Below are 21,948 nucleotides of genomic sequence, written 5' to 3'. Positions count from 1 at the left end.
AACTCACTTTAAAAAATTATTATAAAAACTACTAATAAATACAACTAAGATTATAAATGGAATTACAAATTTAACATAATAAAACCATATATTTACAATAGTTTTTGAGCTTTTCGTTCCATACATTATCTCAGCTTTAGCCTCATCTTTTAGCACCCAACCAACAAAAAGCGCACAAAACAAAGAAGTTAGCACAAAAAATATAGTAGCACTAATAGCATCATAAGCATCAAATATATTTTTACCAAAAATTGTAATATCTGATAGGATATTTGTCGCCATCAAAGAAGGGATATTGCCAACTACAAAAATTATACTAAGTACTAACACAATAGCATTATGGCGTTTAATTTTAAATTTTTCTTCTAAAACAGTAATAATAACCTCATAAATTGGCAACGAAGTAGTAAGTGCCGCAATCATAAGTAGCCCAAAAAACGCAATAGCCATAATCTGACCAGCAAACATATTGGAAAATACTATTGGTAAGCTCTTAAATACCAAACTTGGTCCACTATCAGGAGAAATTCCAAAAGTAAATAAAGATGGAAATATCATAAATCCAGCTACTACAGCAATTACGGTATTTACAATCCCAGTAATTACTGAGGTTTTTATAAGATCTTCATCCTTTCTTAAAAAGCTAGAAAGTGTAATCATAACCCCAAATCCAAGCGATAATGCAAAGAAAACTTGACCTAAAACATCGATAAATAGCTTCATACTTATCTTGCTAAAATCTGGCGTAAGATAGAATTTAATACCTTCAATAGCTCCATCAAGTGTGACATTCCTAGCCACCATCGCAAGCATCAATATAAATAGTAATGGCATTAGATATTTAGCGGCTTTTTCTATCCCTTCTACTGCGCCTTTTACTAATATAATATAATTAATAAGCACAAAAATAGCTGTCATAATACCAAAGGCGCCACAAATCCCCATCCATCCGACAATTTTCCACAATGGATTTACTTTTTTACCATTTGCATAACCACCAAATGCATCTACTGAGTTGATATGTAGTCTTCTACCTATGGCATTTTCAGCTAAAATCATTGGAATGCCAATAACAATCATCGCTATACAAAATATAAGAACATAAGCTCCGCCGCCATTTTGGCCTACTAAATATGGAAAACGCCAAGTAGCGCCAAAGCCGATAGTAGCACCCGCAACAGCTAGAATATATGTAAGTCTAGAACTCCAAGTTTGTCTATTTTCTACCATTGATATCCCTTAATTTTGAGAAAGCTCAAGCACCTCAAAATACTCATTTTCTAGCAAATTCAATTCACCCTTTTTCTCTTCAAGCTCTTCAAATAAAGTTTGTAAGCCTATTTTTTGGTAAATTTCTGGGGTTGAAAGAGCGTGATTCAATTCACTTATTCTGCTCTCTAAAGCTTCTATTAGTGCTGGGTGATTTTGTAGGATTTGATTTTGCTTATAGGTTAGTTTAACCTTAGATGTTTTTTGTTTCTCTTTAGTTTCTATGTTTTGACCTAGCTCTGATTCTATATCGCTTAGCTGATTTAGCTCCTCTTCTATATCTAAGTATTCACTATACTCCATATAAATTTGCTCAATTTTGCCATTTTCATACGCCCAAAGCTTATTAGTAATCTTATCTATAAAATACCTATCATGGCTTACTATTAATATCGCTCCTTCAAAGCTAAGCAGATACTCCTCTAATATATTAATAGTAGCGATATCAAGATCATTTGTTGGCTCATCTAAAATTAAACAATCATATTCTTTAGTAAAAAGAAGAGCTAGAGCTAGGCGATTTTTTTCTCCACCACTTAGTACGCCCACAGGTTTGTCTAAAAACTCCTTTGGAAATAAGAAATTTTTAAGATATCCATACACATGATAATTTCTTCCGCGAACCATTATATGATCGCCACCATTAGGGCAAAATAGCTCAATTAAGGACTTATCATCACTAATACTCTTTCTGCTTTGATCAAAATAGCCAATTTTGATATCGCCACGATTGATTACACCACTATCTGGGCTTAGCTCTCCTAGCAATATCTTTAGCATAGTAGATTTACCGCTACCATTTCTACCTACTATTCCTATGCGCTCACCTTGTAAAACCCTAGCATTAAAATCGCTAAAAAGTACCTTATTATCTATAGTTTTAGATAAATTTTTACACTCAAATAGCATCTTTTTGCGATTTTGATTTAATCCACCACCATTAAAACTCTTACTAGCTCTTTCTAGCTCTAGTTTAACTCTTCTAATTAATCCTGGATTTTTCTTAGCCTCTTCACGCATAGCTAAGATTCTTTGTTTTCTACCTTCATTGCGTTTTAGCCTTGCTTTTACACCGCGTCTTAACCACTCTTCTTCGCTTTTTAAATTTTTTATTAGTGTCTCGTGAGATTTAGCTAAGCTTCTTAGAATTTCCTCTTTTTTGGTTAGATAATTAGCATATCCTCCATCAAAACTTCTTAATGCTCCATCTTCAATCTCAACTGAACGAGTAGCAAGTCTATCGATAAAATACCTATCGTGACTAATAAATACAATTGTTTGATTAGAGGCTAATAATAGCTCTTCAAGGAATCTCACCATATAAACATCAAGATGATTGGTCGGCTCATCAAGTAAAAGCACATCTGGTTTTTTTAATATTAAAGCACCAAGTGCTACTCTGCGTATCTCTCCGCCGCTTAAGCTATTTACAAGCCTATTCTCATACTCTCTAAGCCCAAAACTATCTAAAATTCTCTCAATTTTATTTTCTATATTCCAACCATCTTTAGACTCAATAAATTTAACAAGCTCATCTTGGAGGTGGAGCAATTCAGGATTTTCATGTTCATTGCTTATTTTAGCTAAAACTTTCTCATACTCATCTCTAGCATCAAATATCTCTTTTAATTCATAATTTAATGCATCTTTTACGCTTAAATTATCATTAAATTTAGGTGATTGAGCTAACATCTCAATACTTATTGAGTTTTGCCTTATCACTCTACCGCTATCAATCTCGCACTCTCCACGCAAGATCTTCATTAATGTACTCTTACCGCCACCATTTTTACCTATTATGGCGATTCTTTCTTTTTCATTTACACTGAAATTCGTCTCATTTAAAATAATTTTATCGCCAAATTTTTTACTAACTTCTATAAGATCAATAAGAGCCATATCAATTCCTATATGTTAAGATCTTTGCGTCTAAGCATAAACCATACACTACAACCAGCAGCTATAAAGCCAAGAACTACCATATAATACGCCAAATACATAGGGTCAAATTTAAATACCATAGCAGTAGCAAATGGAGTAGTAACACCACCAGCTATAGCATAAGCAATATTGTAAGCAAATGAAATCCCACTAAATCTAAGTTTATTAGGAAATATTGCAATCATTAAAAATGGCGCTCCACATGGACCAACACAAGCCAGTAAGCCACTAAGCAAATAAAGCCCTAGAACCATCTCAAAACTCGCCCCACTATAAAGCGCATCAAAATAGGCATAAACACTAATTGAAAATAATAAAGCCAATACTAAAGTAGTTTTAGCAATACCATATTTATCACTTAATCTACCATAAATAAAGCAACCAAAACATAAAAGAACTATAGCACCCATCTGCATATATATAGTTGTAAGACGCCCTAACTCAACTCCATCAGCGTTAAATGCCTTAGGCATAAAATTTGGCATTAAAAGTATAAGAACAACAATACATCCAGTTAAAACCCAAGTGATAAGCATAGATGCGATGCTATCAATTTTATGAAATTTAAATACAGATTTTAAAGGAATTTTATCAAGCTCATTTCTCTCTTGCATCTCTTTAAATACCGGAGTTTCACTTAAATATCTTCTAAGATATATAGATATAATCCCAAAGACACCACCTAAAATAAATGGCAATCTCCACATCCCATCTCTAATCTCATTATCACTCCAAATATCTTTAACAATCATAGTAACAAAACTACCAAGCAAGATACCGGCTACAACTGCTGCTGTTAGAATGCTTATGCTAGTATATAGCTTTCCACGAGGTGCATGCTCACTAACAAATACCCACGCTCCAGGAAGCTCTCCGCCAATTGCAATACCTTGTAAAATTCTAATAATAACTAAAATAATTGGTGCTAAATATCCAATACTTTCAAATGTTGGCATAATACCTAATAAAAATGTAGGAACAACCATAAGCAAAATAGAGAGCATAAACATATTTTTACGGCCATTTTTATCCCCAAAATGTGCCATAATCACCCCACCAATCGGCCTAGCTAAATATCCAGCAGCAAAGGTGCCATATGTATTAAAAATAGCCCAAAATGGATCTAAATCAGCCGGAAAAAATAGCAATGATATATAAGAAGCAAAAAATACAAAGATAATAAAATCATAAAACTCAAGCATTCCACCAAGAGATGAAAGCCCCAAAATTCTAATGTCTGATCTACTAAATGATCTAGCCATCTTGTTCCTTATTTAAAAAATTAAATCTAGTATTATACAAAAGCATTACTAAAATAGAGTTTAATAATAAAATCAAATATTAAATCAAATACTATTTATTTAAAAAATATTTAAATTTAAAACTTAAATTTTGAATATTTTTTAATAAATATAGCAATAATTTAAATAAAATCTTGAAATTTAATCTTAAGGAATTAGCTTGATAGAGTATGAGGGTTTTAAAATAGAATATAGCAAAAAACGGGTAAAATATCTACGCTTAAAGATTACTAAAACTGGCGATATTAAGCTAGTAGCTCCACTCAATGCAAGCAAATTTCAGATAGAAAGCTTTATCTCATCTCATACTAAATGGATAGAAAAAACCCTGCTTAAAATCCCAAAAAGCGATCCAAATTTGGTAAAATTTCTAGGCAAAAGCTATAAAATCAAAATATCTAATGAGTTTAAATTTAGCGGTGAATATATATTTACTCCAAATTTACAAACCTTAAATAATTACGCAAATGAGACACTAAAAGAGCTAATCAACCAATATATCGCTATTTATAGCCCTAAAATTAGCAAATCCATAAATGCTATTAGAATCAAAAATATGACCACTAGATGGGGGAGTTGTAATAGTAAAAAAGGGTATTTAAATTTCAGCACCCAGCTAATCCAAAGAGATAAGAAATTTATAGAATATGTGGTGCTTCATGAGTTAGCTCACCTCATCTATCCGCACCACCAAAAGCAATTTTATGATTTTATTCTAAGTTTAATGCCTGATTTTAAAGATAGGCTCAATCTATAAATCTTTTTGTGATATCGCCGTAAGACTCAACTCTTCTATCTCTTAAAAACGGCCACCATCGCCTAACTTCTTCGCATTTTTTCATATCTATATCTACTATTTGGACGATCTCATCGGTTGAATTTGACCTAAATAGCTCCACTCCTTGAGCATCAAAAACAAAGCTATTCCCCCAAAATCTAATCCCACCACCACACTCATCGCTCTCAAATCCTACACGATTAACAGCGATAACAGGTAGATTATTGGCTACAGCATGCCCTCTTTGGACTGCTACCCAAGCTTCTAATTGAGCCGATTTAGTCGCTTCATCGTCAGAGTCAAACCATCCAATTGCCGTTGGATATATCAAAATTTTAGCCCCGCTTAAAGCCATCAATCTAGCCGCTTCTGGATACCACTGATCCCAACAAACTAAAACCCCAAGCCTACCTAAACTCGTATCAATAGGCCTAAAACCTAAATCACCTGGTGTAAAATAGAATTTCTCATAAAAATTTGGATCATCAGGGATATGCATCTTTCTATATTTGCCAGCCTCTTTTCCATCGCTATCAAAAACAACTGAAGTATTATGATATAAGCCCTCAGCTCTCTTCTCAAATAGCGAAGTTACTAGCACTACCTTATTATCCTTAGCTACATTAGACCAATAAATTTTATCTTTTTCATAATCATTTGCTAGATCAAATTTACCCACGCTCTCATCTTGACAAAAATACGCCCCTTGATGAAGCTCTTGAAGCACGACTAGCTGTGCTCCATCTTTGGCGGCTTTTTGAATCATCTGTGTAGTATGCTTAATTGTGCTATCTTTGTCCCCATAATATCTATGTGCGATTAATGCTACTTTCACTATTTTATCCTTTTAAATCTATTTTGGCTTGAGCAGTGTAGGCTACCATTTTGTCTGATAAAGACTCTACTATCTACGCCTATTATATCTCTATTTGGCAAGGCCTTTTTAAGAGAGTTTATAGCCTTTTCATCGGCGATTTTATCTCCATATGTAGGCACTATCAAAGCACCATTTATAAAGATAAAGTTACAATATGTAGCTCCAAGGCGTCTATCATTATAATAAACTGGCTTAGGTAAATTGAGTGCTATAAGCTCAAATCCACTAGATTCTAGCTCTTTTTTCATCAAATTTAACTCCACAAAATGCTCATCACTCTCATCATCACAAGCTGCGTAAGCTATGGTATTTGGGGATATAAATCTAGCTAGAGTATCTATATGACTATCGGTATCATCGCCTTTTATAAATCCATGTTCTAGCCAAATTATCTTTTTTAACCCAAAGAGATTTTTTAATCTATTTTCTAGCTCAAATTTGCTTAGATTATTTCTATTATCATTTAACAAGCACTCGCTAGTAGTCAGCATCACTCCATCGCCATTAAACTCGACGCTACCACCTTCTAAGATCAAATCCACATCTTCTAAGGTGCCACCAAAATGCTCAAATAACTTCTTATTTAGCGCATTATCTTTGTTACTTTTAAACTTCCCGCCCCAAGCGTTGAATTTAAAATCATAGCTGATAATCTCATCACCTAAATTCACATCGATAGCACCATAATCTCTAATCCAAGTATCATCGGTATCGATTTGTAAAAATTCGCAATTTTTATACTTTTTAAACCTATCAAAATCACCTGAATTTGGGGCGATCAATAGCACTTTTTGGTAATTACTAACCACCCTTACTAACTCTTCATAGCTATCTAAAATCTCATCTAAATACTCAGCCCAATCGCTATTAATATGTGGAATGCTAAGCATTAAAAGCTCTTGGTCTTCCCACTCGCCAAAGGCTCTAATCTTACCTAAATTTGCCATCAAAATACCTTTAATTAAATCCCAAAAGAATAACAAAAAAAATTTTAAAATCCAATAAACTATAAATTAAATTTAGCAATTTTTTGCTATTATTTTGGGCTATTTTTACAAAAGGAGATTTATGGTTTTTAGCTCTTATGCTTTTATATTTGGCTTTTTGCCTGTTATGATAGTTGGATTTTATCTATTAAAATACCTTAATTATCATAGGGCTTCTAATATATTTTTAGTCCTTGGAAGTCTATTTTTCTATGCTTTTTGGAATGTTTTGTATCTGCCTATTTTGGTTGGGTCGATTTTGATAAATTACCTTATCGCTAGTAGAATTTTATCTATTAAATTAGCCAAATTGGGGGGGGGTAAGAGCCTTTTAATCATTGGAATTATCCTTAATCTTAGCTTACTTGGGTTTTTTAAATATACAGATTTTTTCTTAGAAAATTTTAATCTCTTTAATCAAATTTTAAATTTAAATTTCAATATCCCCTTGCCACATATAGTTTTGCCTTTGGCTATATCATTTTTCACTTTTCAGCAGATCGCATTTTTAACTGATTGCTATAAAAATGTAGATATCAATGACCTAAGGGAGCATGGTAAAAAGATAGATTTTATAGATTATTGCTTGTTTATCAGCTTCTTTCCGCAATTAATCGCCGGACCAATAGTCCATCACAAAGAGATGATGCCACAATTTAAAGCTAATGAAAATCTTTCTACTCAATATCAATCCATAGCCAAAGGGCTATTTATCTTTAGTATTGGACTATTTAAAAAGGTATTTATCGCAGATAGCTTTGCGAAGTGGGCTAATGCTGGATTTAGCTATGTAGAAAATGGCGGGGTAATGAATATCATAGAGTCATGGGTAACATCGCTTTCATATACTTTTCAGCTATATTTTGATTTTAGTGGGTATTGTGATATGGCTATTGGGCTTGGGCTGATATTTGGTATCATCTTGCCTATAAACTTCAACTCGCCATATAAATCATTAAGCATAACCGAATTTTGGCGTAGATGGCACATAACCTTAGGTAGATTCTTAAAAGATTATCTATATATTCCACTTGGTGGCAATAGATTTGGCAAGATTTTAACCCTTAGAAATCTCTTTATTGTGGCGTTTTTAAGCGGAATTTGGCATGGTGCCGGATGGGGATTTGTGATTTGGGGTGCGCTTCATGGCATTGCTATGGTGATTCATAGAATTTATCTATATTTTGATATCTCATTAAGATACGCAAATTCAAAAATCTATAAAATTTTTTGCTGGTTTATAACATTTAATTTTTTAAATATCACTTGGATATTTTTCAGAAGTCAAAACTTAGATGGGGCTTTAAATTTACTTAAAGGAATGTTTGGGGTTGTCTGGATAGAACTACCACAAAAGCTTAGATTTCCTTTTATTTTAGAGCAAATTGGCGGTAGAAACGATACTATAATATATCTTATCATCGCACTAATCATAACTCTAATGTGCAAAAATAGCATTGAGATGCTAAATTCATTTAAGCCAAATTTGAAAAACGCAATTTTCGCTGGATTGTTGTTATATATAGCACTCATCACACTTAGCATAACTCCATATGTAGAGTTTATATATTTTAATTTTTAAGGTTTTAACATGTCAGATAAAAATGCGAAAAAATTTATAATAGCCACTATCATTACCCCTATAGCTCTTGGTACTATTTTATTGAGCTTGATATATATTTATGACCCATTTCAGATATTTCATAAGCCATACTTTAGAGAAGCTACATTCTTTGCAGATATGAGAAAACAAGCTTTGGGGATTATAAAGCATTATAAATTTGACTCATATATAATAGGCACCTCAATGCTAGAAAACACAGACTCCAAAGAGGCCACCAGCAAACTTAACAGCGATGGCAGATGGATAAATATATCGCTTAGCGGTAGCACTTTTAACCAAAGAGCTATGGTTTTAGATTATATCTTTCAAAATCAAAATCCAAAACATATTATATACTCTCTTGATGGATATTATATGGTAAATATGGTAAATATACTAAGCAATAGCACTTTGGATTGGGATTTTCTATACGATAATAACCCATATAATGATACAAAATTATATAGAAATTCTAAATTTATGATTTGTGCTCTTAAATTTTCAGATGATAAAGGATGTGTAGGCGCAATAGATGATATCTATCAAATCACTAACTGGTATAAAGAATATAAAGAACTATTTGGTGGATTTGATAACTGGATAAAAAATAAAGATAATGGTACGATCAAGCAAACACTAATAGATATCAAAAATGGCAATATAAAAAATATTGAAAAAGAAGATATAAGGGATATCTCACCCCAACAAGATTACCTACACAAATATCTAATTAGATTTTTTAGAGATTATCCAGATACTAAATTTTCGATCATCATCCCAACATATTCAAGATTATTTTATCGTATGCAAAATATAGAAACAATATATAATGATAATTCCAAGTTTTTTTATACTTGGGAGAAATCTTTAAGATACTTTATCACTCAAAGTAGTAGTTATAAAAATGTCAAAGTATATGGATTTGATGAATTAGATTATGCTGATGATATTGCTAATTATAGAGACTTGCCACATTATAACAAAGATTTGAATTCAATCCAACTCGACGCTATAAAAAATCAAACAAATATCCTAACTCCACAAAATATAGATAAATATCTAGCAACACTGGAGCAAAAGATCAAATCCTATGATATAACGCCATTTATCAAAGCTTTAGAAAATGTAGAGATAGAGCAGATAAAGCAGTAAATATAGCCCCATAAATAGGGCTATATCAAATTTAATTATTTAAATTATCGTTTTAGCTGATTTACGGTTTGGAGCATTTCATCACTTGTTGTGATAGCTTTTGAGTTGGCTTCATAAGCTCTTTGGCCTGTGATAAGATCAGTCATCTCTTCTACTAATTGGACATTACTCATCTCTACAAAGTGTTGCTTGATCTGACCGAAGCCATCAGTACCACCATTACCGATATTTGGTGCTCCGCTCGCTGCAGTTTCTAAAAATAGATTATCCCCCATAGCGTGAAGTCCGGCTGGGTTTATAAAGTTAGCTAACTCTATTTGACCGATCTGTGTCATCTCTTCATTACCTGGTTGAAGTACTGATATAGTTCCATCAGTTCCTATTGAAATTTCAGTAGCATCAGCTGGGATAGTCATCTCAGGAAGTAGTCTATAACCATCGCTATTTACTATATTTCCATCGCCATCTAACTTAAATGAGCCATTTCTTGTATATGCTGTAGTACCATCTGGAAGCTGAACTTGGAAAAATCCATTACCGGCAATTGTCATATCAAGTGCATTTCCTGTCTCTTTAAAATATCCTTGCCCAAATATCTTTGTAATAGCAGTCGGACGCACGCCAAGACCTACTTCCATACCTGTAGGACTCATTGTAGTAGCGCTTGTAGGAGTACCAGCGTATTGCATTGTTTGATACATTAAATCAGCAAATTCGGCTCTATTTTTCTTAAAGCCTATAGTATTGACATTTGAGATATTGTGCGAAGTTGTATCTATTTGTGTTTGTTGTGCTATCATACCTGTAGCTGCTGTATATAGTGATCTTATCATTATCTTATCCTTTAATTAGCTCTCATAGAAGCTAGTTTATTTATTGCATCTTGGTTAAGGTCGCTCATATGCGTTGTCATAACTTTTTGGTACATATCTACCATTCTTTGTGTTTCAATTAGACTTACCATCTCTTTAACTGGATTTACATTTGAGATTTGTGCATAGCCTTGAGCGATTGATCCACTTTCAATATTGTCAGTTAGGCCATCGATATTATCTAGTTTATAGAGATTATCGCCCTCTTTTTGTAAATCTCTAATCTCTCTAGGCTGAGCGATATAAAATCTCCCCACAGGCTCATCTCCTGCGTAAATATTACCATCTTTGTCGACTGTCATTTGAGTATCTTGCGGGATTTGAATACCTCTATTTGGTCCTTGTTGAGCAGCATAGTTGCTAGGCAGTACTCTATAACCCTCTTTTGTAACTAAATACCCTTCACTATCTAAATTTAGTGAGCCATTTTTAGTCAGCCTTATACCTGATGGACTATCTACTAGTAAAAATAAATCATTTTTGCCAAGTGATATATCTAGCGGATTATTAGTATGCTTTAGCCCACCAGTGCCAAAATCAGTATAAATCTCATTGATATGTGGCACTCTATTTAATGTGCGGTTTAGAAATTTAGCTGAATCTTTAGTGTGATTTTCTAGCGGCAAAGCATCCTTTGTCTCTTTAAATATTCTTTCAAAATCAGCTATCACCACATCATCTTTTTTATATCCGCTAGTATTTACATTAGCTAAGTTATTAGTAATGATATCTAAGCGGTTAAACTGAGTCACCATTGCGCCAGTTGCTTGATAATATCCATTTTGCATAATCGCTCCTGCGTTAATTTGCTAGTCCTTAAGCAAGTTGTGTTCCAATTTTGAATTTAAATTATAAGAACCCCCTTAGTTTCTATATGTTATAATTACAAATTGCTACTCACCCACGCACATATCGCATTCTATTATCATATTTACTTAGAATACTTATTTTAGCCTTAGGCATACTGCTATGCAATGCTCTATTTATTCTATCATTTGTATCTTTACTAAGCTGAGCTAACTCTATTATAGATGAGTTTTTGCTCTGCTTTATTACTTCGCCACTATTTGGCAATACTCTATACTCATTATTTGCTCTTATTGATAATATCTATTAAATTATATCTTAATGTTTTATAATATTAAAAATATAATAAATCAACAATAAAAAAAGATAATCATATAAAAATCTTAAGCTATAAAAAATTAATTTTAATGTATAATTGCAAATTACTTTAAAATCAAAATAAGGTTTATAAATTTGACTAAATTACTCAATGAAAAATTTTTTAAATTCATCTTTTCTGTTAGTATAATTGTTATTGGCGTGTGGCTTACATTTCCTAGTGAGCTTACATCAGCACAAAAATCAGCCTACACAAATGCATATTTTACTACCATTATGCTTACTTTTGGCGGGATTAGCATCGGTATTGTTTTGGGCTTTATATTAGCTTTTTTAAAATTCTTAAATATTAAAATTTTATCATTTTTTATAGATGAATATATAGATATTATTCGTGGTACGCCTGTACTTTTACAATTAATGATATTTGCTTTTGTCATTCTTGCTACACTTAGCGATAACTTCTATGCAGCTGTGATTGCCCTAGGACTTAATAGTTCTGCGTATGTCGCTGAGATAGTTCGTAGCGGTATCAATAGTGTCGATCGTGGTCAGATGGAAGCAGCTCGTGCTATGGGATTAAGCTACAGTGTTTCAATGCGTCTAATAATATTCCCACAAGCAATTAAAAATATTCTACCAGCTCTTGCTAATGAATTTATAAGCTTATTTAAAGAGACATCTGTAGTAGGATTAATAGGAATATTTGATTTAACAATGCAGAGCAAAAGCTTGCAATCTACACTATTTACTCCTGAGCCAATTTTATTTGCTGGTGTGGTGTATTATGCTAATGTTAAACTATTCTCCGTTATGGCAAAATTATTAGAAAATAGGCTAAATAGACATGATTAAGACAATAAATTTAATAAAAAACTATGGTGATTTATGCGTTTTAAACGGCATTAATACACAAATAAATAAAGGCGAGGTAGTAGCTGTAATTGGCCCAAGTGGCGGCGGTAAAAGTACATTTTTACGCTGTTTAAATAGATTAGAAGAGCCTACAGATGGAGAGATAATAATAGATGGCCAAAATATCTTAGATAAAAAAGTTAATATTAATAAAATTAGACAAAAAGTAAGTATGGTATTTCAGCATTTTAATCTATTTGCCAATAAAACTGTAATGCAAAATTTAACCCTAGCGCCAGTACAAGCTAAACTATGTAGTGAATCTGAAGCAAAAGATAGAGCTATTGAACTTTTAAAAAAAGTTGGCTTAGAATCCAAAGCCGATACATATCCACACAAACTAAGTGGCGGCCAAAAACAAAGAATTGCAATAGCTAGAAGTTTAGCTTTAAAACCTGAAGTTATATTATTTGATGAGCCTACAAGTGCTTTAGACCCTGAGATGGTTGGCGAGGTTTTATCTATTATGAAAGAGGTAGCAAACGAAGGTTTAACAATGATTGTAGTAACCCATGAGATGGGATTTGCTAGAAATGTAGCTAGTAGAATATTTTTTATGGATAAAGGTATAATTGCAGTAGATGGCTGCCCTGAAGCAATATTTGAAGATACTACCCACCCAAGATTAAATGAGTTTTTAAACAAAGTACTAAATCACTAATAAAGGAACAAAATGAAGCTACTATTTAAACTTTTAATTAGCATCGCTATGCTAATAGTCGCAGCAAATGCTCAAACAATCAAAGTAGGCACAAATGCCGCTTATCCGCCATTTGAATTTGTCAATGAACAAAATCAAATTACTGGATTTGATATGGATTTAATCGCTGAAATTGCAAAAAAAGTTGGCTTTAAAATTGAGATTGTAAATATCTCATTTGACTCTTTAATCCCTGCTTTAAAAGCTGGTAAAATAGACATAATCGCAGCTGCTATGAGTGCTACACCTGAAAGATTAAAAGCCGTTGATTTTAGCAAACCATATTATCATACTATGAATTTATTTATCAAAAGAGCTGATAATAAAGAGCTAACTAAATTTGAGCAACTTGAAGGCAAAAAGATATCCGTCCAATTAGGCACAGTCCAAGAGCTAGCCGCTAAAGATATTAAATCAGCTAAGGTTATGGCTATTGATGAGATATTTGGTGCGGTTATGGCAGTCAAAAACGCAAAAGCCGATGCTCTTATCGTAGATAGCTCAATAGGCTATGGATATTTAAAACAAAATCCAGATTTAGTTGAATTTTTACATCTTCCAGATGGTAGCGAAGGCTTTAGCTTTGCATTTGATAAAGGCAAACACAAAGAACTTCAAGCAAAAATCAACTCAGCTATTGATGAATTAAAAAACGATGGCACATATGATAAGCTTTTAGTTAAATATAATCTAAAATAAGGTTAAATAATGAAAAATATATTCAAATTTATTCTTGTAATTGCACTGACTGCAGTTAGCTTAAATGCTAAAACAATTATAGTAGGCTCTGATGCTGAATATCCTCCGTTTGATTATATAAACGAAAATGGTAAAATTGCTGGATTTGATATCGATTTAATAGATGAAATTTCAAAAATTGCTGGATTTGAGTATAAATTTACAAAGATTGGCTTTGATGCTCTAATCCCTGCTTTAAAAGCTGGTAAAATAGACGCTATCGCAGCTAGTATGAGTGCTACACCAGAACGAAAAAAATCAGTAGATTTTAGCGATCCATACTTTTTTACTAAAAATTTATATCTAAAACTAGCTACAAATAAAGATATAACCAATAAAGAACAACTTAGTAAATTAAAAATTGGCGTAATGCTTGGTACGGTTCAAGAAGGTGTAGCTCACGCTATAAAAGGAGCTAAAGTTATACCAACTGAAGGTATTGCTGGTTCAATTATGAATTTAAAAGCTGGCAAGGTAGATGTAGTTATCGTTGATAGTTCAGTAGGATTTGGATATCTTAAGAAAAATAGCGATATCATAAGCTTTTTAGAAGAATCAGATGGTAGCGATGGGTTTGCATTTGCATTTGATAAAGGTAAAGATAGCGAATTCTTGGCTAAATTTAATGCAGGATTAAAAGAGGTTAAAGAAAACGGTACTTATGATAAACTCTTAATCAAATATGACCTTAAATGAATCAAATTTACGCACTAACCGATCAACACTTCACCCCACTAAACACTCTAAAAGCTCAAATAAATGAGCTTTTAGCCGGTGGGGTCAAAATAATCCAATATAGAAACAAAAGCCAAAATCACGATATCGCTTTACTAAAAGATATAAGCCAAATTTGCAAAAATAGCGGTGCTCATTTTATTATTAACGATGATATAAATTTGGCTAAAATAGTAGGAGCTAGTGGAGTACATATAGGCAAAGATGATGATAGCCTACAAAAAGCTAGAGATATTTTAGGCTATAATGCATATATAGGAGTAAGTTGTTATAATGACTTAGAGCGTGCTAAAGATGCAGTAAAAAATGGGGCTGATTATGTAGCTTTTGGAGCTTTGTTTGCTAGTCCTACTAAGCCAAATGCGTCTATTTGCTCACTTGATATAATAAAAGAAGCAAAAAATAACCTAACTAGTAAAATCGCAGTAATAGGCGGAATAAATAGCTCAAATTTAAATATCGTTAAAGATCTTGAAATTGATTATATAGCCATTGTTTCAGCACTATATACATCTGGGTCAATCACGCAAAATCTAGCCAAATTAAACACGATATTAAAGGGATAAAATGGATATAATCTCAGCTATAATCTTAGGCATCGTAGAAGGGCTTACTGAGTTTTTGCCAATTAGCTCAACTGGCCATATGATACTTACTTCGCACTTTTTGGGTCTTGAGCAGACTCAAATTTTAAAATGTTTTGAAGTAGTTATTCAATTAGGTAGTATTTTGGCTGTTGTGTGGGCCTTTAAAGAGCGTTTGACAAGTGATATTTCACTATGGATTAAGCTAATTATCGGATTTATACCGACTGCGATTATTGGATTTTTGGCTTACAAATATATTAAAGAGCTATTTAATCCAAATACAGTAGCCTATATGCTGATAATCGGCGGTATTATTTTCATCATTGTTGAGCTATTTCATAAACGCCCTAGCTACACTCCTAGCACAATTCACCTACACAATGTCAGCTATAATCAAGCCTTTATAATTGGTCTTAGCCAATGCCTAGCTATGATACCAGGAACCTCTAGAAGTGGCTCTACTATTATCACCGGTTTGCTTTGTGGGCTTAGTCGTGAAGTGGCTGCTAGATTTAGCTTTTTGCTCGCTATCCCTACTATGCTAGCAGCTACAATATATGATAGCTATAAAAATAGAGAGATTTTCGCTACAAATTTAGACCAAATTTGGATATTTTTAACCGGCGCTGCTGTGGCGTTTATCGTAGCTTTAATAGTGATTAAGCTATTTTTGCGTTTTGTGGCGCATTTTGGTTATATTAGTTTTGGGATTTATCGTATAATTTTAGGATTAGCCTTTTTGTCGCTATCACTTTAAAGATTTGGCTAACTCTACGCAACCTTTAATATTTTGAGATTTAGAGATTATGGGATCTGTATATGGCTTTAATGCTTGGGCTGTGGCTTTGCCGATAGCAACTGCTTTGTAGCTATCATCCCAACCCAAATTTTGGATAAAGGCCCTCACATTAATCGGGCTTGTAAATATCAAAATTGAGTTAGGTTTTGGCTTGCTAGATATATCTTTTTTTAAGATTAAATTCTCATAACCATCAATCACGCTTATATCAATACCATTTTGAGTAAAATATATATCTAAATTTGAAATTGTCTCTTTGGCTTTGATAAATAAAACCCTTTTACCATATAATTTCTCTAAAATTTCAGCCCCGAACTCACTTCCGTGCGAATTTAACGCTTCGTAAATTTGCGTAAATCCAAACTCCTTGCACGCCAAAGCAGTAGCCTTACCAATAGCAAAAACCAAAATATCAGTTAAGGCTATAGAGTTAAATTTAAGTGCATTTATAGAGTTTTTGCTAGTTACTATAATCGCATCAAATTTATTAAGATTAACATCAAATTTAAAAAATTTAATTTTGCAAAGATTTAGCCATACTATATCTTTATCATCATATGGCGTATTTGAAACTAAATATATCATTTTTCCCACATATCAAATTTAATATCACTAGTATCAAAACCAAAGCCATTTGCCACCTCTAGTAACTCTAAAATTTGCTCTTTTGGAATTACTTGACGAGATAATATCCATAGATAATCCTTATTTGGACTACCTACAACAGCTACATTATAACCTTTATCTATATAATATATCTCATAGTTTGGCTTATTAAATATATTCATAAATGGGCTAAATTTAACTGAGAGTGTGCGGCCGCTTTTTACTCTTGCAGTGCCATTAGATACTGATAATTTTCCATTTTTAAAACAGCTATTTTCAACTTTAACTATAGGAGTATCACCTTCATACTCTAATTTATATTTAGCATAAGATTTATTACAACCACTTTGAAAAAAAGCTGGCTTTGCCGCCATTTGCAACCACTGTCCCATATATTTTTCTAAATTTATATCTCCAATTAATGCTTCAAACATATTAACCCTTTTATATCCAAAATATCATTATAGCAATTACTAAATTTAACAAATTATTATTTTGATTACTAAATTTTATATTGCTAAAATATTAATATAACGATATTGTAGCACAACTAATAATTAAATCAACTAGCATTTTACTAAAATGCACTATAAAGCTATAATTTTTTATATATGCGAATTTAATCTTTTCATAATATCAGTATTAAACACGCTCCTTTGAAAGAATTTATAAAATCCGTTTTCATATCTGTAATATCAGTACTTTATATTCAAAAAATAAATAGCGTATAAATTTGCAACTTATAGTATTTTAAGTCTTACTGTAAAACTAAAATTTTTATAGTCAATAAAAATTTTTTAATACCAATTCAAGTTTTTAAGATAAACTCTTTACCTTTTTCTCAATACATTTTATTATTTCAATAAAATAATCATCTGTTTTTCCTGTAGGATCTGGCAAATTCCAATTATCATCAAAAGCCTTTCCAATAAACGGACAACCAACATCGCACCCCATAGAAATTGCAATATCTGGCATAGGAATCTTATCTATAGTCTTTGAATACTGATTCTTTTGCATATCGATTCCATATAGTAATTTTATAAGTCTAACAGCATCTTGATCAATATAAGGCTTTGTTTGCGTTCCGGCTGAATAAAAATCATATTTATCGCTCAAAAAATATTTTCCAAGAGCTTCTGCAATTTGACTACGGCAAGAGTTATGAATACAAATAAAGGCTACTTTCTTTTTCATAATATCACCTAAACCCTAGTTTATAAAATAGCTTTTCGACCTCTGTTGTTTTAAGAACCTTACCAGTTGAAACAACCTTATCATTTACAACAAGTGCTGGAACACTCATAACGCCATATTCCATAACCTTTTGCATATCGGTTATATATTCAACTTCAACATTAAGTCCAATATTTTCTACAGCTTTTTTTACATTTTGATATTGTTGATGGCAAGATGCACAACCTGCTCCTAAAATCTTTACACAATATATCTCGTCTTTTGCTTTATTGTAGCTATTATTTTTTGTTTCTGTTGTTTTAGATACAGCACATCCACCATCGCAACTACAAGTCGGAACTTTTGTTTCTTTATTTTTCTTACCAAAATTAAATAATATCATTGCAAATACCTCTTAAATTTATAACATTATATTTTGAACAGCATTGAAGAAATAACCAACAAGGATAATTCCAACAGTGCAAATCGTAATAAATATTACAAGTAGCTTCGGTTTAACTGCTTTACGGAGCATAATTATTGATGGAAGAGAAAGAGTTGTTACACCCATCATAAACGAAAGAACAACACCGAGTTGCGCCCCTTTTAAAAGTAGTGCTTCAGCAATAGGAATTGTACCAAAAATATCTGCATATATCGGAACTCCAGCAATAGTTGCAATAACTACACCTAGTGGATTTTCGCTACCTAGTAAATTAACAATTAAATTTTCAGGAATCCAATTATGAATTATAGCACCTATACTAACACCTATAATAACATAAGAAAATACTTTTTTTACGGTTATTAACATCTGTTCCCAAGCATATCTTATACGATCTTTAAAATGCAATTCCTCTTGTAAAACATTAAACGACTTGCCCTGTCTTATATATTCTTCAACTTGATTTTCAAGATGCAATTTTTCAATCAACGCACCACCTATGATAGCTATAATAAGACCGACTATAACATAAGTAATAGCAACTTTCCATCCAAAAATACTCATAAGCAAAACGATCGAGCCTAAATCAACCATAGGCGAAGAAATAAGGAACGAAAATGTTACTCCAAGCCGAAGTCCTGCTCTTGTAAAACCAATAAACAAAGGAATTGATGAACAAGAACAAAACGGAGTTATAGTTCCTAAAAGTGCTGCAACAATATTGGCACCAATTCCGTGAAATCTACTAAGTATGCGTTTGCTTCTTTCTGGCGGAAAATAACTTTGAATATATGAAATAATTAGAATCAATACACTCAAAAGCATCATAATCTTAATCGTATCATACAAAAAGAACTGAACACTACCACCAATTTTACCGCTCACATTAAGACCAAAGGTTAATAGCATATTTTCTATCAGCTCATTTAACCATTTCATACCCAAGACTTGATTTTGAAAAAAGTCCCATATCGTTTTAATTATTTCCATAAAAACCTCTATAAATAGAAAAATATCTATGTATTATTGCCATAAAAGCTATGTCAAATTATTTATAACACAGCTTTTATGCTACTTCAAATTTATTAATTTGTGTAAAGTTTCTAATGCGATTTTTGCACCCTGCTTTGATATAGAGTAATGCATCCATTTACCCTCTTTTCTACCAATTACAACACCAGAATCGCAAAGAATTTTCATATGATGCGAAAGCGTAGGCTGTTTAACATTCAATTCTTCAAGGAGTTTACAACCACATTTTTCACCTGTTTGTAACATCTCTAGTATTTTTATTCTATTCTCATCACAAAATGCCTTAAATATTTCAGCAGTTTCAATATATTTATTTTTCATAAGTTCACCTTGCATAGAAATTTATCTATGTGTTATTATATATAATAAATAGATATTTGTCAATATGTTTTAGAAAATATTCTATGAATATATCTCTTATTATCAAAAGAAATTTTTATAAATTATTTTAATGCTGCTTATATACGCTAATTCTACTTTAGTTTAAGCTTCAATATTATTTATTAAGTCTAGTCTTTAAGAAATTATATATACAATTTTTCATAATTTATCAATATGATACTTTTTGTATCAATCATATGAATATTAGATATTAAGCAATCCTCCTTTTTTAAATTTGTTGTTTTAAAAAAAGAGGAATAATTTTCCATAACTTATTATATGCAATAATAAAATGGTATTGTTACAATTTTAAAGTCAAAAAGGCCTTATTTAATCACTTATGATAACTTTAAATTACTCCCACTCAATTGTCGCTGGTGGCTTAGAGCTGATATCATAAACTACACGATTGATCCCGCTAACTTCATTTATGATTCTACGGCTGCAATTTTCTAATAGATCATAAGGCAATCTAGAAAAACTCGCCGTCATACCATCGCTAGCATCCACTACCCTGATACAAACAGCATTTTCATAAGTCCTATTATCACCCATCACACCAACTGAGCTTACATTTAAAAGTACACAAAATGCTTGCCAAGTCTTATCATACCAACCACTACTTTTAAGCTCTTGCTGAAGTATCACATCAGCTTTTCTAAGTAGCTCAAGACTAGGCTCATCCACCTCACCCATTATGCGTATCGCTAGACCTGGTCCAGGAAACGGATGGCGGAAAACCACATCACGACTAAGCCCAAGTTCCAAGCCAAGCGCCCTAACCTCATCTTTGAAAATCTCTCTTAAAGGCTCAATAAGCTCAAATTTCATCCACTCAGGAAGTCCCCCTACATTGTGATGACTTTTGATAGTTTTAGAAGCCCCTACAACGCTACTTTCTATAATATCAGTGTATAGCGTCCCTTGTGCTAGATACTTCACATTAGTGTGCTTTTTGGCCTCATTATCAAAAACTTCTATAAATGTCTCGCCGATGATTTTGCGTTTTTTCTCTGGGTCTCTTACGCCTTTTAAACGACTTAAAAATAACTCACTCGCATCAATGCTAATCAAATTCACTCCAAGTTTTAGCTTAAACATCTCCTCAACTTGCTTAGCTTCATCGGTGCGAAGAAGTCCATTATCTACAAATACAACTATCAAATTTTCTGGCACCGCAGTAGCCAAAAGCGCTGCTACAACAGAGCTATCCACGCCACCACTTACAGCACAAAGCACCTTATCATTGCCTACTTTTTCTCTAATAGCTTGAATTTGAGTCTTAGCAAAACTTCCCATATTCCAAGTACTATCGCACCCACAAATCTTGGCAAAATTCTTAAGCATCACACTCCCAAACTCGCTATGAGCGACCTCTGGATGAAACTGCATAGCATAAATTTTGCGCTCAAAATCACCAAAAACACAAAATTCGCTATTTTGGCTCTTAGCTATCACTTCAAAGCCTTTTGGTAGCTCATTTACCTTATCAGAGTGGCTCATCCAAACAATGCTATTATCTACCACACCACTCATAAATTCACACTCTTTTATAATCTCGATATTAGCCTTGCCATACTCTTTGTGACTAGCTGGTGCGACATTTGCGCCATTTTTATAAGCGATTAATTGCATACCATAGCATATCCCAAGAATAGGAAGTCCAAGAGCAAAAATCCCATCATCACAAAAATAGGCATTTTCATCATAAACACTAGCTGGCCCCCCGCTTAGAATTATACCTTTTGGGTTTTTTGCTTTTATAGTATCTATGCTAGCATTAAAAGGTACAAGCTCAGTATAAACTCCTTGTTCTCTAAGTCTTCTAGCAATTAGCTGAGTATATTGCGAGCCAAAATCTAGTACCAAAATATCTGCATTTTTCATAACTCATCCTAAAATTAAATTTGTGCAAGTCTATCTAAATTTG

At 32.6% G+C, this 21,948-nt stretch carries 24 protein-coding genes; 9 read left to right on the top strand and 15 right to left on the bottom strand.

The annotated features are described in order from the left end of the window. Positions 1-3 precede the first annotated feature (3 nt). Genes CIGNP91_RS04215 through CIGNP91_RS04205 form a run of 3 tightly spaced genes read right to left on the bottom strand, consistent with a single transcriptional unit; the run spans position 4 to position 4,472 of the window. Positions 4-1,230 carry a sodium-dependent transporter gene (locus CIGNP91_RS04215; protein ID WP_086253474.1) on the bottom strand — a complete coding sequence of 409 codons (1,227 nt, stop codon included), beginning with the start codon at positions 1,228-1,230 and terminating at the stop codon, positions 4-6. 9 nt (positions 1,231-1,239) lie between these two features. Further along, complete coding sequence (gene abc-f, locus CIGNP91_RS04210) at positions 1,240-3,168, bottom strand: ribosomal protection-like ABC-F family protein (RefSeq protein ID WP_086235932.1); 1,929 nt, start codon at positions 3,166-3,168, stop codon at positions 1,240-1,242. Positions 3,169-3,176: 8 nt separating this feature from the next. Beyond that, entirely contained in the window at positions 3,177-4,472 is a 1,296-nt protein-coding gene (locus tag CIGNP91_RS04205; RefSeq protein WP_086253473.1) for an MFS transporter, read from the bottom strand. 199 nt (positions 4,473-4,671) lie between these two features. Here CIGNP91_RS04205 and CIGNP91_RS04200 point away from each other — a divergent pair, with 199 nt between their 5' ends. Further along, a complete protein-coding gene (locus CIGNP91_RS04200; protein WP_180383213.1) occupies positions 4,672-5,268 on the top strand; it encodes a M48 family metallopeptidase in 597 nt (198 codons plus the stop codon). On the opposite strand, the gene CIGNP91_RS04195 is transcribed toward CIGNP91_RS04200, so the two are convergent. Both CIGNP91_RS04195 and CIGNP91_RS04190 read right to left on the bottom strand, forming a co-directional pair. Further along, positions 5,258-6,124 carry a carbon-nitrogen hydrolase gene (locus tag CIGNP91_RS04195; protein ID WP_086240633.1) on the bottom strand — a complete coding sequence of 289 codons (867 nt, stop codon included), beginning with the start codon at positions 6,122-6,124 and terminating at the stop codon, positions 5,258-5,260. The two genes, CIGNP91_RS04200 and CIGNP91_RS04195, sit on opposite strands and share 11 nt — an antisense overlap. Then, positions 6,124-7,095 (bottom strand): agmatine deiminase family protein, encoded by a 972-nt coding sequence (locus CIGNP91_RS04190; protein ID WP_086253537.1) that lies wholly within the window; start codon positions 7,093-7,095, stop codon positions 6,124-6,126. Before CIGNP91_RS04190 ends, CIGNP91_RS04195 begins: the two co-directional genes overlap by 1 nt. 139 nt (positions 7,096-7,234) lie before the next feature. Between CIGNP91_RS04190 and CIGNP91_RS04185 the strand changes: the two genes are divergently transcribed. Beyond that, on the top strand, positions 7,235-8,734 hold the full coding sequence (locus tag CIGNP91_RS04185) for an MBOAT family O-acyltransferase (protein WP_086253471.1): 1,500 nt from the start codon (positions 7,235-7,237) through the stop codon (positions 8,732-8,734). Positions 8,735-8,743: 9 nt separating this feature from the next. After that, positions 8,744-9,907 (top strand): hypothetical protein, encoded by a 1,164-nt coding sequence (locus CIGNP91_RS04180; protein ID WP_086253470.1) that lies wholly within the window; start codon positions 8,744-8,746, stop codon positions 9,905-9,907. 44 nt (positions 9,908-9,951) lie between these two features. Here the strand turns inward: CIGNP91_RS04180 and flgG are convergent, their stop codons facing one another. The 3 genes from flgG to CIGNP91_RS08595 all read right to left on the bottom strand — a co-directional run bounded on the left by flgG (position 9,952) and on the right by CIGNP91_RS08595 (position 11,853). Continuing rightward, positions 9,952-10,740, bottom strand: a complete 789-nt coding sequence (gene flgG / locus CIGNP91_RS04175) for a flagellar basal-body rod protein FlgG (protein ID WP_086253469.1) — start codon at positions 10,738-10,740, stop codon at positions 9,952-9,954. Positions 10,741-10,751: 11 nt separating this feature from the next. After that, positions 10,752-11,567 (bottom strand): flagellar hook-basal body protein, encoded by an 816-nt coding sequence (locus CIGNP91_RS04170; protein ID WP_086253468.1) that lies wholly within the window; start codon positions 11,565-11,567, stop codon positions 10,752-10,754. Between the two features lie 109 nt (positions 11,568-11,676). Continuing rightward, positions 11,677-11,853: a hypothetical protein gene (locus CIGNP91_RS08595; protein WP_180383212.1), complete on the bottom strand. Its 177-nt coding sequence runs from the start codon at positions 11,851-11,853 to the stop codon at positions 11,677-11,679. A 186-nt stretch (positions 11,854-12,039) separates the two neighbouring features. Here CIGNP91_RS08595 and CIGNP91_RS04165 point away from each other — a divergent pair, with 186 nt between their 5' ends. From CIGNP91_RS04165 to CIGNP91_RS04140, 6 genes are read left to right on the top strand one after another with little or no spacing between them, the layout of a single operon-like run. After that, a complete protein-coding gene (locus CIGNP91_RS04165; RefSeq protein ID WP_086229218.1) occupies positions 12,040-12,759 on the top strand; it encodes an amino acid ABC transporter permease in 720 nt (239 codons plus the stop codon). Further along, entirely contained in the window at positions 12,752-13,480 is a 729-nt protein-coding gene (locus CIGNP91_RS04160; protein WP_086253467.1) for an amino acid ABC transporter ATP-binding protein, read from the top strand. The genes CIGNP91_RS04165 and CIGNP91_RS04160 overlap by 8 nt, the downstream gene beginning before the upstream one ends. 12 nt (positions 13,481-13,492) lie before the next feature. Beyond that, complete coding sequence (locus CIGNP91_RS04155; protein ID WP_086253466.1) at positions 13,493-14,218, top strand: basic amino acid ABC transporter substrate-binding protein; 726 nt, start codon at positions 13,493-13,495, stop codon at positions 14,216-14,218. Positions 14,219-14,227: 9 nt separating this feature from the next. Further along, positions 14,228-14,953: a transporter substrate-binding domain-containing protein gene (locus CIGNP91_RS04150; RefSeq protein ID WP_086224787.1), complete on the top strand. Its 726-nt coding sequence runs from the start codon at positions 14,228-14,230 to the stop codon at positions 14,951-14,953. Continuing rightward, positions 14,950-15,558 carry a thiamine phosphate synthase gene (gene thiE, locus CIGNP91_RS04145; RefSeq protein ID WP_086224788.1) on the top strand — a complete coding sequence of 203 codons (609 nt, stop codon included), beginning with the start codon at positions 14,950-14,952 and terminating at the stop codon, positions 15,556-15,558. The genes CIGNP91_RS04150 and thiE overlap by 4 nt, the downstream gene beginning before the upstream one ends. 1 nt (position 15,559) lies before the next feature. Continuing rightward, the gene (locus tag CIGNP91_RS04140; protein ID WP_086253465.1) at positions 15,560-16,336 is read left to right on the top strand and encodes an undecaprenyl-diphosphate phosphatase; all 777 of its coding nucleotides are present in this window, start codon (positions 15,560-15,562) and stop codon (positions 16,334-16,336) included. Here CIGNP91_RS04140 and CIGNP91_RS04135 read toward each other — a convergent pair. The 7 genes from CIGNP91_RS04135 to guaA all read right to left on the bottom strand — a co-directional run bounded on the left by CIGNP91_RS04135 (position 16,328) and on the right by guaA (position 21,905). After that, positions 16,328-16,963: a uroporphyrinogen-III synthase gene (locus CIGNP91_RS04135; protein ID WP_086253464.1), complete on the bottom strand. Its 636-nt coding sequence runs from the start codon at positions 16,961-16,963 to the stop codon at positions 16,328-16,330. The two genes, CIGNP91_RS04140 and CIGNP91_RS04135, sit on opposite strands and share 9 nt — an antisense overlap. After that, positions 16,960-17,418, bottom strand: coding sequence for a lipocalin family protein (locus CIGNP91_RS04130; protein ID WP_086253463.1), 459 nt, complete (start codon positions 17,416-17,418; stop codon positions 16,960-16,962). Before CIGNP91_RS04130 ends, CIGNP91_RS04135 begins: the two co-directional genes overlap by 4 nt. 382 nt (positions 17,419-17,800) lie before the next feature. Continuing rightward, the gene (locus CIGNP91_RS04125; RefSeq protein WP_236842892.1) at positions 17,801-18,181 is read right to left on the bottom strand and encodes an arsenate reductase/protein-tyrosine-phosphatase family protein; all 381 of its coding nucleotides are present in this window, start codon (positions 18,179-18,181) and stop codon (positions 17,801-17,803) included. 4 nt (positions 18,182-18,185) lie between these two features. Further along, positions 18,186-18,563, bottom strand: coding sequence for a thioredoxin family protein (locus CIGNP91_RS04120; RefSeq protein WP_086253461.1), 378 nt, complete (start codon positions 18,561-18,563; stop codon positions 18,186-18,188). Positions 18,564-18,581: 18 nt separating this feature from the next. Next, positions 18,582-19,595: a permease gene (locus CIGNP91_RS04115; protein ID WP_086253460.1), complete on the bottom strand. Its 1,014-nt coding sequence runs from the start codon at positions 19,593-19,595 to the stop codon at positions 18,582-18,584. Positions 19,596-19,676: 81 nt separating this feature from the next. Continuing rightward, on the bottom strand, positions 19,677-19,958 hold the full coding sequence (locus tag CIGNP91_RS04110; protein ID WP_086253459.1) for an ArsR/SmtB family transcription factor: 282 nt from the start codon (positions 19,956-19,958) through the stop codon (positions 19,677-19,679). 414 nt (positions 19,959-20,372) lie between these two features. Next, positions 20,373-21,905, bottom strand: coding sequence for a glutamine-hydrolyzing GMP synthase (gene guaA / locus CIGNP91_RS04105; RefSeq protein ID WP_086253458.1), 1,533 nt, complete (start codon positions 21,903-21,905; stop codon positions 20,373-20,375). Between the last annotated feature and the right edge of the window lie 43 nt (positions 21,906-21,948).

Origin of the sequence: Campylobacter sp. P091 (assembly GCF_002138935.1) — a bacterium.
GTDB classification, from domain to species: Bacteria; Campylobacterota; Campylobacteria; order Campylobacterales; family Campylobacteraceae; genus Campylobacter; species Campylobacter devanensis.
The sequence above is the reverse complement of the archived record's forward strand: the minus strand, read 5'-3'. Positions and strand labels throughout refer to the sequence as shown.